Raw genomic sequence first — 15,790 nt, forward strand, 5'->3', positions numbered from 1 at the left:
GTCGGATTCAGTGTGCGGCGGCAGTGTCGTCACGGGCCCAGTCGCGGGCCCGGTCCACGGCGCGGTGCCAGCGGGCGATGCGGTGGGCGCGCTCGTCGGCCGACAGCTTCGGCTCGAAACGCTGTTCCACCTGCCACTGGCCGGTGATTTCCTCGGGATCGGTCCAGTAGCCGGTGGCCAGTCCGGCCAGGTAGGCGGCGCCCAGCGCGGTGGTCTCGGTCACGCGGGGGCGCACGACCGGCGTGCCAAGCAGGTCGGCCTGCATCTGCATCAGCAGGTCGCTGCGCGATGCGCCGCCGTCGACCCGCAGTTCGGCCAGCGAGATGCCGGCGTCCTTCTGCATGGCGTCGAGCACGTCCACGCTCTGCAGGGCAATCGACTCCAGCGCGGCGCGCGCGATATGCGGGCCGCCGGTGCCGCGCGTGATGCCCACCATCGTGCCCCGCGCGAAGGGGTCCCAATGCGGCGCGCCCAGGCCGGCGAACGCCGGTACCAGCACCACGCCGCCGGTGTCTTCGCACTGGCGCGCCAGCGGGTCCACCTCGGGGGCGCTGTGGATCAGCCTGAGCCCGTCGCGCAGCCACTGGATCGTGGCGCCGCCCATGAATACGCCGCCTTCCAGGCAGTACTGGGTGTCCTGGCCGATCTGCCAGCCGATGGTGGTGATCAGGCGGTTGCGCGACGTCACGGGCTTGTCGCCGGTATTCATCAGGATGAAGCAGCCCGTGCCGTAGGTGTTCTTGGCCATGCCGGGGCGCAGGCAGGCCTGGCCGAACGTGGCCGCCTGCTGGTCGCCGGCGATCCCGGCGATGGGCACCTCCACGCCGAACAGGCGCGTCGCGGTGCGCGCCACCTCGCCGCTGGATGGCGCCACGTCGGGCAGCAGGCTGCGCGGGATATCGAGGATGCCCAGCAGTTCGTCGTCCCAGCGGAAATCGTGGATGTTGAACAGCAGCGTGCGCGACGCGTTGGACACATCGGTCACATGCCGCTGGCCGTCGGTCAGTTGCCAGATCAGCCAGCTGTCCACCGTGCCGAACGCCAGTTCGCCCCGCTCGGCACGTTCGCGCGCGCCGTCGTAGTTGTCCAGCATCCAGCGCAGCTTGGTGCCCGAGAAGTAGGCGTCGATGATCAGGCCGGTCTTCTGCTGGAAGGTATCGCCATGGCCGGCCGCCTGCAGGTCCTCGCACATCGGCGCGGTGCGGCGGTCCTGCCAGACCAGCGCGCGGCCTACGGGCTCGCCGGTCTTGCGGTCCCACAGCACCGTGGTCTCGCGCTGGTTGGTAATGCCGATGGCGCGCAGCTGCGAGCCGCTGACATTGGCGTCGCCCAGCACCTCGTGGGCCACGGCCAGTTGCGACTGCCAGATTTCGTAGGGGTCGTGCTCGACGTGCCCGGGATGCGGATAATATTGCCGGAATTCGCGCTGGGCGATCCGCACCACATTGCCGGCGTGATCGAACAGGATGGCGCGCGAGCTGCTGGTGCCCTGGTCCAGGGCCAGAACGTACTGCGGCGCTTGCGTGGAATGCGTGGGTGTCATGCGGTCCATCCGTAACGGTGAATGTGTTTGCCCATGTCCGATATCGTTAGCGTTGTCATTGCCGGCATTGCCGCGCGCAGCCCCTTCGATTCCGCCGCGCACCTGCGGCTGCTGGTGGATGGCGTGCAGGTGGGCTGGCTGCCCCGGCGCCATGCCGGCATCCTTCGCGCGATGGGCGATGTGCTGGGACCGGAGCAGGGGGAGGGCGCCGTGACGCTGCTGCCCGGCTGCACCACGGTGGCGGCGCGCACCGCGGCGCTGGCCACGCTGGCCCGGCAACTGGCCGATGCGGGCCACGTGCGCGGCTGGCGCGACGAGCTGTTTGCCGTCACGCCGGCGCTCGACGCGGCGCCGTTCGCGGTGATCGAGCGGGCTGCGGCCCGTTTCCTCGGGCTGCTGACCTTTGCGTCGCACATGAATGGCATCGTGGACGGGCAGCGGGCGCTGTGGATCTCGCGTCGCAGCCCGTCCAAGGCGGTCGATCCCGGCATGTGGGACAACCTCGTGGCCGGCGGCATGCCGGCGGGCAGTGATCCGCTGGAGACGCTGGTGCGCGAATGCGACGAGGAATCGGGCATTCCGCCCGCGCTGGCCGCCCAGGCCGAGCCCCACGGCGTGATCGATGTGCTGCGCGAAATCCCCGAAGGCGTGCAGTGGGAACGCGTGTATGGATATGACCTGGTGCTGCCGCCGGACTTCGTGCCGCATAACCGCGATGGCGAAGTGGCCGAGCATCGCCATATCGACCCGGAGGCATTGCTTGCTATCATGGCGGCCCGTGCCATGACCGTCGATGCCACGCTGGTGACGCTGGATGCCCTCCGCAGACGCGGCTGGGCTGCCGTCCAGCCCTGAACACCACGCATCGCGGCCCAGGCTTGCCTAACCCCGATTTGCCCAAGATGAGCACCACCGGATTTATTCTGACGCTTTCCTGCCCGGACCAGCCGGGCATCGTGCATGCCGTTTCCGGCCTGCTGTTCCAGCACGGCTGCAATATTGTCGATTCTGACCAGTACGGCGATGCGTTCACCGGCCGGTTCTTCATGCGCGTGCATTTCAACACGTCCGCCGGCGGCCCGGATCTGGCCGCGCTGCGGTCCGCCTTCGCGCCCGTGGGCGACCAGTTCGGCATGCAGTGGGAAGTGTTCGACGCCACCGTGAAGCCGCGCGTGATGATCATGGTGTCGAAGATCGGCCACTGCCTGAACGACCTGCTGTTCCGGGCCAAGGTCGGCGGCCTGCCGGTCGAGATTGCCGCGATCGTGTCGAACCATCGCGACTTCTATCAGCTGGCCGCGTCGTACGACGTGCCGTTCTTCCACCTGCCGCTGATGAACGCGTCGGCCGAGCAGAAGGCCGCGCAGGAAGCGCGCGTCTTTGAAGTGGTGCGCGACCAGAACATCGACCTCGTGGTGCTGGCGCGCTACATGCAGGTGCTGTCGGACGACCTGTGCCGCAAGCTGCAAGGCCGCGCCATCAACATCCACCACTCGTTCCTGCCCAGCTTCAAGGGCGCCAAGCCTTACTACCAGGCGCACGATCGCGGCGTGAAGCTGATCGGCGCGACCGCGCACTACGTGACGGCCGACCTGGACGAAGGCCCGATCATCGAGCAGGAAATCGAGCGCGTGGATCACAGCATGGACCCCGAGCAGCTGACCGCCGTCGGCCGCGACGTCGAATGCGTGGCGCTGGCCCGTGCGGTCAAGTGGCACGCCGAGCATCGTATTTTGCTGAACGGCCACAAGACGGTCGTCTTCAAGTAAAGAACTCGGAAAACCGCGATGGTTTTCTGCCCTCTCCCGCCTGCGGGAGAGGGGTGCAACGGGCGCAACGGGCGCAATGCCCGGTCATTCCTGATCCGCGACCACACATTTCACTCCGCTTTCCGCCAGCATCGTGTCGAACGGCGCTCGTAGCGGCTCGTCCGTAAACAGCCGGTCGATACTGGTCAGGGGCGCCAGCTCCACCATGGCGCGGCGGTTGAACTTGCTGGCATCCGCGGCCAGCCATATCTCGCGCGAATGTTCCATGATCGTGCGCGCCACCTTCACTTCCCGAAAATCGTAGTCGCGCAGCGTGCCGTCGGTCTCGATGCCCGAGATGCCGATCAGGCCGATATCCACCTTGAACTGGCGGATGAATTCCACCGTGGCCTCGCCGATGATGCCGCGGTCGCGCGAGCGCAGCACCCCGCCTGCCACGATGACCTCGCAGTCGGGGTTGTCGGCCAGGATATGGGCCACGTGCAGGTTGTTGGTGATGACGCGCAGACCGCGGTGATGGATCAGCGCGCGTGCCACTTCTTCCACCGTCGTGCCGATGTTCAGGATCAGCGAACAACCCTCGGGCACCGCCGCGGCCACGGCGCGCGCGATGCGCACCTTGCCCTCGGCGTTGAGCGCCTGCCGCTGCCGGTAGGCAATGTTCTCGGTGGTCGATCCCTCCATCCGCACCCCGCCATGAAAGCGGGCCAGCATGCCGTTTTCGGCCAGCAGGTTCACGTCGCGCCGCACGGTCTGCAAGGTCACGCCGAACTTGCGCGCGAGTTCGTCGATGGAGGCAAAGCCCTGGCTGCGGACTTCCTCGAGAAGAGCGGTCTGGCGGGGATTAAGCGTCATGCCCGGCATTCTAGTTCAAACAGAAACGAAAACAAATGACGCACCGCAGTATTGTTTTATGTTCGTTTTTGAGCTAAAACGAGCGGGTTGACTTGAAAAGTGCGCCTTGGCCGCGGTTTTCGGAGTGGCTGAGCAAGCACAGGAACATTTGGAGACTGGATGCAGCTGAGCCTGGAAGGCATTGCGCAGCAAGTGGGATCGCAAGCCTATCTTTACCCGATGACGCTGGCCCCCGTGCCGGGCGCCGTCACCATCCTGCTGGGGACCACCCAGGCTGGCAAGACGTCGCTGATGCGGGTCATGGCCGGGCTCGACAAGCCCACGGCCGGCCGTGTGCGCGTGGACGGCGTGGACGTGACCGGCGTGCCGGTGCGCGAACGCAACGTGTCGATGGTGTACCAGCAGTTCATCAACTACCCGTCGCTGACCGTCTTCGACAACATTGCGTCGCCGCTGCGGCTGCGCCGCGACAGCCGCGAGGCGATCGACGCCCGCGTGCGCAGCCTGGCCGGCCGCCTGCATATCGAACATCTGCTGGACCGCTACCCGTCGGAACTGTCCGGCGGCCAGCAGCAGCGCGTGGCCCTGGCGCGTGCCCTGGCCAAGAATGCGCCGCTGATGCTGCTGGACGAGCCGCTGGTCAACCTGGACTACAAGCTGCGCGAGGAACTGCGCGAAGAGCTGACCCACCTGTTCGCGCAAGGCGACGCCACCGTGATCTACGCCACCACGGAGCCCGCCGAGGCGCTGCTGCTGGGCGGTCACACCGCCGTGCTCGATGCCGGCGAACTGTTGCAATACGGCCCGACTCCCGAAGTCTTCCACTATCCTGCCTCGCTGCGGGTGGCGCGCGCGTTCAGCGACCCGCCGATGAACCTCGTGGAAGGCGTGCTGGAGGGCGGCCGCGTGACGCTGCCGGGCGGGATCGTGATCCCGCTGCCCGATGTGAATGCCCCGGGCGGCCCGGTGACGGTGGGCGTACGCGCCGCCGCGCTGCGCCTGAAGGCGGTGCCGGGGGCGGTGGAAGTGCCGGGCAAGGTAGCCCTGGCCGAGCTGTCGGGCTCCGATACCTTCGTGCACATCGACACGGCCGCCGGCAACCTGGTGGCGCAGTTTGCCGGCGTGCTGGACCTGCAGCTCGGGGCGCCGCTGTCGCTCCATGTCGAACCGGCCCAGCTCTATCTATTCAACGCCGCCGGCGACCGCATCCACGCGCCGCGCCGCCCGGGCGCCCTGGCCGATGTGGTCAGTACGCCCGTCACCGAGTCGGGGGCCTGACATGGCGCGCATCGATCTCGAACTCGCCCACTCGTACGTGGCTGACCCGCAAAAGGACGAAGACTACGCGCTGCTGCCGCTGAACTTCACGTTCGAGGACGGCGGCGCCTATGCGCTGCTGGGTCCGTCCGGCTGTGGCAAGACCACGCTGCTGAACTGCATCTCGGGGCTGCTGCGTCCGTCGCAGGGCACCATCCGCTTCGACGGCAACGATGTGACCGACGCGTCGCCGCAGGCCCGGAACATCGCGCAGGTGTTCCAGTTCCCGGTGATCTACGACACGATGACGGTCGGCGAGAACCTCGCCTTCCCGCTGCGCAACCGGGGCGTGCCCGCCGCGCAGGTCAGGGAGCGGGTCGGCAAAGTGGCCGAAATGCTAGACCTGTCGGCCTCGCTCGACCGCCGCGCCAGCGGGCTGGCCGCCGATGCCAAGCAGAAGATCTCGCTGGGGCGCGGGCTGGTGCGTCAGGACGTGTCGGCCATCTTGTTCGACGAGCCGCTGACCGTGATCGATCCGCATCTGAAATGGCAGCTGCGGCGCAAGCTCAAGGAAATCCACCATGAATTCCGGCTGACGCTGATCTACGTGACGCACGACCAGACCGAGGCGCTGACCTTTGCCGACCAGGTGGTGGTGATGTCGCGCGGCAAGGCCGTGCAGGTAGGATCGGCCGACGCGCTGTTCGAGCGGCCCGCGCACACCTTCGTGGGGCACTTCATCGGCTCGCCGGGCATGAACTTCCTGCCGGGGCACTGGCGCGACGGTGCGGTGGAAGTTGCAGGGCGCCGCTACCTGCCCGAGTTGCCGCCGCAGACGCTGTCGGCACTGCAGGCCGCCGGCAGCTTCAAGATCGGCGTGCGGCCCGAATACCTGCAGCTGGCACCGGCGGGCGATCCGCAGGCCATGCCGGTGCGGGTGGCGCGTGCGCAGGACATCGGCACCTACTGGCTGATGACCTCGACGGTCGATCATGGCGAAGCTGCCACGATCCGGGCCCGCCTGGGCACCGAGGCCGCCGCGCTGCGGCCCGGCGATACCGCGTGGCTGTCGGTGTTCAACCGCCACACCTGCTTCTACATCGACGAGGAACTGGTCCCATGAAGCCCGTCAACCAGAAAGCCTGGCTGCTGGTTTTGCCCGTGGTGATCTGCGTGGCATTCTCGGCCATCCTGCCGCTGATGACCATCGTCAATTATTCGGTGCAGGACATCATCTCGCCCGAACGCCGCGTGTTCGTGGGCACCGAATGGTTCGCCACGGTGCTGCGCGACGCCGAGCTGCACGATGCGCTGCTGCGCCAGCTTGGCTTTTCGCTGGCGGTGCTGTGCGTGGAGATCCCGCTCGGCATCCTGCTGGCGCTGGCCATGCCGGCCAGGGGCTGGCAGGCGTCGGCCGTGCTGGTCATCATCGCGCTGTCGCTGCTGATTCCGTGGAACGTGGTGGGCACGATCTGGCAGATCTTCGGCCGGACCGACATCGGCCTGCTGGGGGCGGCGCTCGAAGGCATGGGATTCGACTATAACTACACCGGCAGTGCGCTGGATGCCTGGGTGACCGTGCTGGTGATGGACGTCTGGCACTGGACGCCGCTGGTGGCGCTGCTGTGCTACGCGGGCCTGCGCGCGATTCCCGATGCCTACTACCAGGCTGCGCAGATCGATGGGGCGTCGCGTTTCGCGGTGTTCCGCTTCATCCAGCTGCCCAAGCTGCGCGGCGTGCTGATGATCGCCGTCCTGCTGCGCTTCATGGACAGCTTCATGATCTACACCGAACCGTTCGTGCTGACCGGCGGCGGCCCCGGCAACGCCACCACCTTCCTGTCGCAGTACCTGACGCAGAAGGCCGTGGGGCAGTTCGACCTGGGCCCGGCCGCCGCGTTTTCGATCGTCTACTTCCTGATCATCCTGCTGACCTGTTTCGTGCTCTATAACTGGATGCAGCGCGCCGGCACGGCCGGCACCGAGGAGCTCCCCAATGGCTGATCGCAAGCTTCCCGGCCAGCGTCCGGGCTGGTGGCGTCCGGTCTTCCTGACGCTGTACCTGCTGTTCGCCATCGTCCCGATCTACTGGATGGTGAACATGTCGTTCAAGACCAACGAGGAGATCGTGTCGTCGCTGTCGCTGTGGCCGGCAGCGGTCACGCTGGAACACTATGTGACGATCTTCACCGATGCCTCGTGGTATTCCGGCTATATCAATTCGCTGATCTACGTGCTGCTGAACACGGTGATCTCGATCTCCGTGGCGCTGCCGGCCGCCTATGCGTTCTCGCGCTACCAGTTCATCGGCGACAAGCACGTGTTTTTCTGGCTGCTGACCAACCGCATGACCCCGCCGGCGGTGTTCCTGCTGCCATTTTTTCAGCTTTATACGACGATCGGGCTGATGGACACTCACCTCGGCGTGGCGCTGGCCCACCTGGTGTTCAACGTGCCGCTGGCGGTGTGGATCCTGGAAGGCTTCATGTCCGGCGTGCCGCGCGAGATCGACGAGACCGCCTATGTGGATGGCTATTCGTTCCCGCGCTTCTTCCTGACGATCTTCCTGCCGCTGATCAAGGCCGGCGTGGGCGTGGCCGCGTTCTTCTGCTTCATGTTCAGCTGGGTGGAACTGCTGCTGGCGCGCACGCTGACATCGGTCAATGCCAAGCCGATCGTGGCGACGATGACGCGTACGGTATCGGCGTCGGGCATGGATTGGGGCGTGCTGGCCGCGGCCGGCGTGCTGACCATCGTGCCGGGCGCCATCGTGATCTGGTTCGTCCGGCACTACATCGCGAAGGGGTTCGCGATGGGCCGCGTGTAAGGAGTCGGCGATGCTGAGCTGGATGGTATGGACCACCCCGGTGGCGGTATTTTTTACCCTGGTGGTGGTGATGCTGATCGGCATGACGATCTGGGAGGTGCGCGCGCCCACCGTGGAGCGCAAGGGTTTCCTGCCGATCGCCACCACCCGGGGCGACCGCCTGTTTATCGGGCTGATGTGTGCCGCGTGGATCAACCTGGCCTGGGTAGGCCTGGGCGAGAAGATGCAAGGCTGGTTCCAGCTGGCGGAAGCGCCGTCGGTGTGGATCAGCGCGGCCATTTCGGCCGTGGTGCTGGTGATCGTCATGCGCCGGGGCTAAAGGCGCCTGGAAGATGCCGCAGGGGTTTCGACTGGTATTGCTGTGCATGGGCTGCGAGATCTTGTCCCCTTCCCCGGGGCCGCAACCCTGTGACAGAACCGGGGAAGGGTACCTGAGGAGACAACGAATGAAAGAGCGCGTGAAGTTGGGGATGTCGGCCCTGGCCTTTGCGGCCGCACTGACATGCGGGCATGCCGCCTGGGCCGACGAGGCCGCGGCAAAGAAGTGGATCGACAGCGAATTCCAGCCGTCGTCGCTGGCCAAGGACAAGCAGCAGGCCGAAATGAAGTGGTTCATCGACGCCGCCGCCAAGCTCAAGGCCAAGGGCGTGACGCAGATCAATGTGGTGTCCGAGACGATCACCACGCACGAATACGAATCGAAGACGCTGGCCAAGGCCTTCGAGGAAATCACCGGCATCAAGGTCAATCATGACCTGATCCAGGAAGGCGACGTCGTCGAGAAGCTGCAGACGTCGATGCAGTCCGGCAAGTCGATCTACGACGGCTGGATTTCGGATTCCGACCTGATCGGCACGCACTACCGGTACGGCGCCATCCTGCCGCTGTCCGACTACATGAACGGCGCCGGCAAGGAGTTCACCAACCCCGGCATCGACGTCAAGGACTTCATCGGCACCAAGTTCACCACGGCGCCGGACGGCAAGCTCTACCAGCTGCCCGACCAGCAGTTTGCCAACCTGTACTGGTTCCGCGCCGACTGGTTCGCGCGCAAGGACCTGCAGGACAAGTTCAAGGCCAAGTACGGCTATGACCTGGGCGTGCCGACCAACTGGTCGGCCTACGAGGACATCGCCAACTTCTTCACCAACGACGTGAAGGAGCTGGATGGCAAGAAGGTCTTCGGCCACATGGATTACGGCAAGAAGGACCCGTCGCTGGGCTGGCGTTTTACCGATGCCTGGCTGTCGATGGCCGGTTCGGCCGACAAGGGCCTGCCCAACGGCATGCCCGTGGACGAGTGGGGCATCCGCGTGGCCGACGACAAGTGCACGCCGGTGGGCGCGTCGGTGTCGCGCGGCGGTGCCACGAACAGCCCGGCGGCCGTCTACGCGCTGACCAAGTACATCGACTGGATGAAGAAGTACGCCCCGCCGCAGGCCATGGGCATGACGTTCTCCGAGGCCGGCCCGGTGCCCGCCCAGGGCCAGGTCGCCCAGCAGATCTTCTGGTACACGGCCTTCACCGCTGACATGACCAAGAAGGGCCTGCCGGTGGTCAATGCCGACGGATCGCCGAAGTGGCGCATGGCGCCGTCGCCATACGGCCCGTACTGGAAGCAGGGCATGCAGAACGGCTACCAGGACGTGGGCTCGTGGACGTTCTTCAAGAACACCGACCCGAACCGCCTGGCCGCGGCGTGGCTCTACGCCCAGTTCGTGACCTCCAAGACGGTGTCGCTGAAGAAGTCGCTGACAGGCCTGACCTTTATCCGCGACAGCGACATCCACCACGAGTACCTGACCAAGAACGCGGCCAAGTACGGTGGCCTGATCGAGTTCTACCGCAGCCCGGCCCGCGTGGCCTGGACGCCGACCGGCAACAACGTGCCCGACTATCCGAAGCTGGCCCAGCTCTGGTGGAAGAACGTGGCCACGGCGGTGACGGGCGAGAAGACGCCGCAAGCCGCCATGGACAACCTGGCCGAGGAAATGGACCAGGTGATGGGCCGGCTGCAGCGCGCGGGCATGGCCCAGTGCGCGCCGAAGCTGAATCCGAAGAGCGATCCGTCGAAGTGGCTGTCGTCGGAGCATGCGCCGTGGAAGAAGCTCGATAACGAAAAGCCGAAGGGCGAAACCATCGCCTACGACAAGCTGCTGCAGGCGTGGAAGGAAGGGCGAGTCCGCTGATCCTTCTCTGAACGGGGTGTTCAGCCTGCAGTGTGAAGCGGTGGCGTGTGTTGCGTCACCGCTTCATTTTTTTGTGGATCTGTTAAGGATTGGAATATTGCTGTTGCAGTCGGAGTTGAGGGGTGGACTGTGGAGGTGGGCTGCCTAGAATCGCTCGCAGGTCTTGATGAACGAGGAGCGATATGGATTTGTCGGATCATTTCGAACGCCCCAGGCTTGCGGCGGATATCGCGCAGAAGCTGGTGCATGGGCCGGCCAGCAAGGTCATCGCGCTGATCGGATCGCGTGGCATCGGCAAGAGCACGTTCCTGCGGCAGGAAGTGGCGCCTGCCATCCGCAGGCTTGGCGCACTGGTGGTGATGGCGGATCTGTGGGGCGAGACAGACAAGGACCCCGCGGACGTGGTGGTCGGTGCGGTCCAGAAGGCGCTGGATGCCAACGAGAGCATCGCCGCCAGATTCGCGCAGGCAGTGGGGCTGAAGGGGGTCGGTTTCGGCAGCCTGTCGCTGTCTTTCGGTCACGGCGAGACACCCGAGAAGCGCGGAGGGCTGTGGGTCTACCGCTCGATGGAGGCGTTGTCGGCCAGGACGCGCCGTCCGATCATCCTGATCATCGACGAAGCGCAGCAGATGCTGGCAACCGAGCGTGGGGACAGCATGCTGTACACGCTGAAAGCCACCCGGGACCTGCTCAACAACGACCGGGGACTGTATGGCGTACGGACCGTGTTCACGGGCTCCGACCGCACGAAGCTGCTGATGATGCTGGGCGGACGGCACACGATGTATAGCGCATCGCAGTTTGCGTTTCCGGAACTCGGCGCGGACTTCCTGCAGTGGGTACGGCGCAAGTATGAACTGCCGCCCTCCGCCGACGATGCGCTGCTCGAACGGATGTTCCAGCGTGCGGAAAGTCGTCCCGAAGTCCTGATGGACGCCGCGTTGCGGGTGGCGCTCTACGGCCAGTGCGAGGGGGTGAGCGTCAGGCACGCATTCGAACGGGCCGTTGACCTCCGCCTGGCCAAGGTTCACCAGCCTTTCATGAAAGCCATGGATCCGCTGGACCCGATCGACGATGCGGTGCTGCGCGTGGTGGCCGCCACGCCGTCCACGATTGCCGGGTTCGACACCCGGACGATGGGGCTGTACCGGACGGTCGTCCAGGAACTGGACCCTGACTGGAGCCGGGCGCCGGAGCGCCGCGATATCGAACAGTCCCTGAAGCGGCTGACTGCCCTGAAACTGATGTGGGGCTCGGTACTGGGCATCCATATGCTCGCGGACCCGACGCTGGCAGGTGCCATGCGGCGGGCGGGGCTGCTCGATATCGTGCCCGCGATGCCGGGCGGGCGACGGTCGGACGGCGACGAGGACCTGGACCCGTTCATCGTGCCGACGTCCGGGGCCGGGCTTCAGGCGTCCGAGGATGCGTCCTCCGGCCACCTGGCCCCCGTCGACGCATAGCAGGCCTTGCCATGCCGCTTGGCATCGTACAGCGCCATGTCGGCGCGCATGAACAGTTCGCTGACCGACGTGCCCTGGTCCGGCCGATGCATCGCGCTGCCCACGCTGGCCGTGGACACCAGCCGCCGCCCGTCGATATCGAACGGCCGCATCGCTGCATGCACCACCGTCTGGGCAATCCGTTCGACCGTATTGGGATGGCCTACGTTGTCGAGCACGATGGCGAATTCGTCGCCGCCGATGCGCGCCACGGCGTCGCCCGCCCGCACGCAGGCGCGCAGGCGTTCCGCGAAGGCAACCAGCAACTGGTCGCCGATCGGGTGCCCGTAGTTGTCGTTGACGGCCTTGAAGTCGTCGAGGTCCACCAGCAGCAGCGCGGTGCGATAGCCACCTGCATCGGCGCGAGCCATGGTTTCCTGCAGGCGGCGGTCGAAACCCTTGCGGTTGAGCAGGCCGGTCAGGTGATCGGACAGCGTCTGGGCTTCCAGCGAGCGCAGCTTCTGGCGTTCGCCGGTGATGTCACGGGCGAACATGTGCAGCCCGGTGACGGCGTCCTTCGTATCGTTCCAGGCGGGCTGGAAAGTCATTTCCCAGGCCCGGCCCTCGGCGTCCTCGCGGCTGTAGGTGACGGGCTCGCCCGCGCAGGCCTGTTCCAGGTACGGCTTGTGGGCGACGTACTCTGGCGTGCCCCAGAGCTCGCGCAGCGAGAGGCCCGTGATCTGGCTGGCGGGCAAGCCGAAATGGCGTGCGTAGGCCTGGTTGACGAACACGAACCGCTCGCCGGCGTCGACGAAGGCCACCAGGTCCGGAACATGGTTGGCGATGGCCTCCAGGCGCTTCTCGCTGGCCGCTGCCTTGCTGTTGGCGGCCTTGAGCGCGGCTTCCCGCTCGATCAGCTGGGTCATGACCTCCGAGAACGCCCCGGCCAGTTCGCCGATTTCGTCGTCGCGGCGCACGGGCAGTTCGGCCATGGCGGCGGGCTGTTCGCAAAGACGTCGCACGGTCCGATGCAGGCGCTCCAGCGGCGCCAGCAGGTGCCGGATCACGGCCCACATCAGGATCGCGGCCGCCAGCAACGTCACGATGCCCAGGATGACGGCCCGCTGGCGCACTTCGACCAGCGGTGCGTAGGCTTCGGCGGCGGGCAGGACCGAGATGACTTCCCAGCCATTCGACTCCAGCAGGAAGCGGGCTACCACGGGCTGCTCCGGCCAGATCGACTCCAGTGTCGATTCGGGGGCTTCGGCGCCGCAGGATTCGCCAACTGCCTGCGCAGGGGTCAGGACTTTTGCTGCATCGGGGTGCATCGCATAGCGGGGATTCGGCCCGGCCGACACCAGGCAATAGAAGCCGGTGACACCTACGCGGTGATGGGCCAGTTCGCCCAGGAAGTTTTCTGCCGACAGGTTCAGCACGCCGCCCACCACACCCCGCAACTGGCCATGGCTGTCGTGCAACGGCACGGCCAGGATGACGCCGGGGGCGCTCGAGTGCTTGCCTTGCAGCAGGTCCGAGACGGCAAAGTCCGCGCCGTTGACGATGGCCTTGAAGTAATCCCGATCGCCAACGGTCATCTTGACGCCATCGGGCACGGCGGTGCTGAAGACGAGCGTGCCGTCGGTCGCGGCCAGGAAGGTGGCATTGAAGTGCTCGGGCATGTCGACCGTATCGATGGCCATCTGGCGCAGTTGACCGGCGGGACGATCGAGGACGGGCGCGAGCGTGCGCGCGAGCCGTCGCAATACGATAGCGCGCGACTCGAGCTTTTCGTCGAGTTGATCGGCGACCAGCTTGACCAGGGTGTCCTGCTGGGCCTGAACGACTTCCTTCAGGCGCGTGTATGCGTAGACCTGGGAAAACCCGACCCGCACTACGAATACCAGCGTAACAACCGTCGCGGCCGCGATTGCCATTCGATACTTCAATGAGTGCCGCATGAATCTCTTTTTGTTCTGCGCACTGACCCGTTTTCCGGCTGCCTGGGCTTCAATGCAACGACCCTGCCCATTTCTTGAACGCACCTTGACGACGCAACGTTGGCAACCCGGTCAGAGCGTAGCAGAACTGCTGTTTTTTTCGGTGAGAGCAGCGATGGAAACACGTGCGGCTTCCCACATGGGGTGGCGGATGCGCCGCTTCAGGGTGGCGGCGCGACAACGGGACGGTCCCATCAGGTTCACGGGCACGTCGCCAGGGCCTCGGCGAGCCATTCGATGAGGGGCCGGAATCGCGATGCCCCACGGAACTCTGGCGGATAGGCGAGCCAGATTTCGCGGGAGACCTCCGGGACATTGCGTACGAGCGCCAGGCCGGGCTCGCCGGCAGCCAGGTAGTGGGGCAGCAATGCCACGCCGAGTCCCGCGCGCACGCCTTCGCGCACAGCCGCGAAGCTATTGGACTGGAACGAGAAGCGCCGTCCCTGCTCCTGTGGCCAATCGACTTCGGGCAGTGAGAAGCCTTCGTCGAGCAGTCCGCACAGCGGTGTGTCGCGCGACTCCGCCACGGTGGCGGACATGACGGCCGGCGCATAGAGCCCGAACTGGATCGTGCCGGCGCGCTGCGCGATCAGCGAGTCTTCCTGCGGCCGAGCCAGGCGTACCGCAATATGCGCGCGGCGCCGGGCCAGGCTGGTGACGCGGTTATCCACTTCGAGCCGCACTTCCACGTCGGGATTGCGCGCGTAGAAGGCGGGCAGACGTGGCGTCAGGAAATGGCTGCCGAGCGAGGCGGTCGCGGCGACCCGCACCACGCCCGACACGCCGGCGCTTGCGCCTTCGATCTCGCGCAGCAGCCGGTCGGCGGATTGCTCCATCTCGCGCGCGGCCGCCAGCGCGTTGCGTCCGGCGGCAGTCAGTACGAACGTCCCGTCCGTGCGCGTGGCCACGGGTTTGCCGAGCGCGGTTTCGAGCCGCCGGATGCGCCGGATGGCGGTGGCATGCGTGATATCGAGTTCACGGGCGCACGCCGAATAGCTGCCGACCCGCATCAGCGTGGACAGGGTCAGCAGGTCATCCCAGGTGATTGTGCTTTTTTGCACAGTATGTGTGATCTCGTGGCTAATTGGCGTACAGCTTACCGGCCTCTACGATGCCTGCATAGCCACTTTTCACTGTACGGAGACCGTCATGACCGCAACGCCTGCCGCCAAGCCTTTCACCCTGCTCGATGCCGCCGGTGCCAGCCGCCAGCCGTCCAACTGGTCGGACGCGGTGCTGGTGCTCGTGGATCACCAGCGCGAATACGTCGATGGGAAGCTGCCCCTGACCGGCATGCCGGCAGCCGTGGCCGAGTGCGCCGCGCTGCTTTCGCAGGCGCGCCAGCACGGCACGCCGGTCATCCACGTGGTTCACCACGGCAAGCCTGGCGGTGCGTTCGACCCGACCGGCCCGTTCGCGGCCATCATCGAGGGTCTGACCCCCGCCGAAGGCGAGCAGACAGTCATCAAGAACCTGCCAAACAGCTTTGCGGGCACTGATCTGGCCGCGCTGCTTGGCGCAATCGGCCGCAAGGAGCTGATCGTGGCGGGCTTTCAGACCCATATGTGCATCAGCGCGACCGTGCGGTCGGCGCTTGATCATGGCTATCGCGTCACGCTGGTCGCAGCGGGCTGTGCCACGCGCGATCTGCCCGATCCGCTTGGTGGCGACCCGTTGCGCGCCGCCGAACTGCACCGCGTGACACTGGCCGCGCTGAACGACAGGTTTGCGACGATCGTGGCGGATGCTTCGGCGTTGGCGCACTGACGTCGATCGACCGCCATGCGGCTGGCTGGGGCGGCCGGCGAATTTGTGATGTGTGAAGTTCCTTACATCTGCGTCACGCGCTGGTGCGGGCGGTCTGGGGCATACTAGCGCCTTTCCAACGCGGCAAATCCGGCCGCGTTCGCT

14 protein-coding genes are annotated in these 15,790 nt (G+C 66.0%); 10 read left to right on the top strand and 4 right to left on the bottom strand.

From position 1 onward, the window contains the following. Window positions 1-7 precede the first annotated feature (7 nt). Window positions 8-1,543 carry a glycerol kinase GlpK gene (glpK, locus tag AC3G88_RS03525; RefSeq protein ID WP_488893112.1) on the bottom strand — a complete coding sequence of 512 codons (1,536 nt, stop codon included), beginning with the start codon at window positions 1,541-1,543 and terminating at the stop codon, window positions 8-10. 33 nt (window positions 1,544-1,576) lie between these two features. Here glpK and AC3G88_RS03530 point away from each other — a divergent pair, with 33 nt between their 5' ends. Together AC3G88_RS03530 and purU are read left to right on the top strand one after the other, a co-directional pair. After that, window positions 1,577-2,398 carry an NUDIX hydrolase gene (locus AC3G88_RS03530; RefSeq protein WP_488893113.1) on the top strand — a complete coding sequence of 274 codons (822 nt, stop codon included), beginning with the start codon at window positions 1,577-1,579 and terminating at the stop codon, window positions 2,396-2,398. Between the two features lie 47 nt (window positions 2,399-2,445). Beyond that, on the top strand, window positions 2,446-3,312 hold the full coding sequence (purU, locus tag AC3G88_RS03535) for a formyltetrahydrofolate deformylase (RefSeq protein WP_153945374.1): 867 nt from the start codon (window positions 2,446-2,448) through the stop codon (window positions 3,310-3,312). A gap of 84 nt (window positions 3,313-3,396) precedes the next feature. On the opposite strand, the gene AC3G88_RS03540 is transcribed toward purU, so the two are convergent. Next, complete coding sequence (locus tag AC3G88_RS03540; RefSeq protein ID WP_194946428.1) at window positions 3,397-4,167, bottom strand: DeoR/GlpR family DNA-binding transcription regulator; 771 nt, start codon at window positions 4,165-4,167, stop codon at window positions 3,397-3,399. 159 nt (window positions 4,168-4,326) lie between these two features. On the opposite strand from AC3G88_RS03540, the gene AC3G88_RS03545 reads away from it, so the two are divergent. The 7 genes from AC3G88_RS03545 to AC3G88_RS03575 all read left to right on the top strand — a co-directional run bounded on the left by AC3G88_RS03545 (window position 4,327) and on the right by AC3G88_RS03575 (window position 11,903). Then, window positions 4,327-5,445, top strand: a complete 1,119-nt coding sequence (locus tag AC3G88_RS03545; protein WP_488770427.1) for an ABC transporter ATP-binding protein — start codon at window positions 4,327-4,329, stop codon at window positions 5,443-5,445. A 1-nt stretch (window position 5,446) separates the two neighbouring features. Then, entirely contained in the window at window positions 5,447-6,547 is a 1,101-nt protein-coding gene (locus AC3G88_RS03550) for an ABC transporter ATP-binding protein (RefSeq protein WP_488770426.1), read from the top strand. After that, window positions 6,544-7,428 carry a carbohydrate ABC transporter permease gene (locus AC3G88_RS03555; RefSeq protein ID WP_488770425.1) on the top strand — a complete coding sequence of 295 codons (885 nt, stop codon included), beginning with the start codon at window positions 6,544-6,546 and terminating at the stop codon, window positions 7,426-7,428. The genes AC3G88_RS03550 and AC3G88_RS03555 overlap by 4 nt, the downstream gene beginning before the upstream one ends. After that, window positions 7,421-8,251: a carbohydrate ABC transporter permease gene (locus tag AC3G88_RS03560; protein ID WP_153945369.1), complete on the top strand. Its 831-nt coding sequence runs from the start codon at window positions 7,421-7,423 to the stop codon at window positions 8,249-8,251. Before AC3G88_RS03555 ends, AC3G88_RS03560 begins: the two co-directional genes overlap by 8 nt. Before the next feature lie 10 nt (window positions 8,252-8,261). Then, on the top strand, window positions 8,262-8,570 hold the full coding sequence (locus tag AC3G88_RS03565) for a DUF2160 domain-containing protein (protein WP_153945368.1): 309 nt from the start codon (window positions 8,262-8,264) through the stop codon (window positions 8,568-8,570). 139 nt (window positions 8,571-8,709) lie between these two features. Beyond that, window positions 8,710-10,440, top strand: coding sequence for an ABC transporter substrate-binding protein (locus tag AC3G88_RS03570; RefSeq protein WP_249641110.1), 1,731 nt, complete (start codon window positions 8,710-8,712; stop codon window positions 10,438-10,440). Window positions 10,441-10,622: 182 nt separating this feature from the next. Then, a complete protein-coding gene (locus AC3G88_RS03575; RefSeq protein WP_488770423.1) occupies window positions 10,623-11,903 on the top strand; it encodes an AAA family ATPase in 1,281 nt (426 codons plus the stop codon). On the opposite strand, the gene AC3G88_RS03580 is transcribed toward AC3G88_RS03575, so the two are convergent. Both AC3G88_RS03580 and AC3G88_RS03585 read right to left on the bottom strand, forming a co-directional pair. After that, complete coding sequence (locus tag AC3G88_RS03580; protein WP_488770422.1) at window positions 11,852-13,816, bottom strand: diguanylate cyclase domain-containing protein; 1,965 nt, start codon at window positions 13,814-13,816, stop codon at window positions 11,852-11,854. The two genes, AC3G88_RS03575 and AC3G88_RS03580, sit on opposite strands and share 52 nt — an antisense overlap. Window positions 13,817-14,079: 263 nt before the next feature. Next, entirely contained in the window at window positions 14,080-14,940 is an 861-nt protein-coding gene (locus AC3G88_RS03585; RefSeq protein ID WP_488770421.1) for a LysR family transcriptional regulator, read from the bottom strand. Between the two features lie 88 nt (window positions 14,941-15,028). On the opposite strand from AC3G88_RS03585, the gene AC3G88_RS03590 reads away from it, so the two are divergent. Further along, complete coding sequence (locus AC3G88_RS03590) at window positions 15,029-15,646, top strand: cysteine hydrolase family protein (RefSeq protein WP_488770420.1); 618 nt, start codon at window positions 15,029-15,031, stop codon at window positions 15,644-15,646. The last annotated feature ends 144 nt before the right edge of the window (window positions 15,647-15,790 follow it).

It is taken from the genome of Cupriavidus sp. 86D6, from assembly GCF_057815095.1.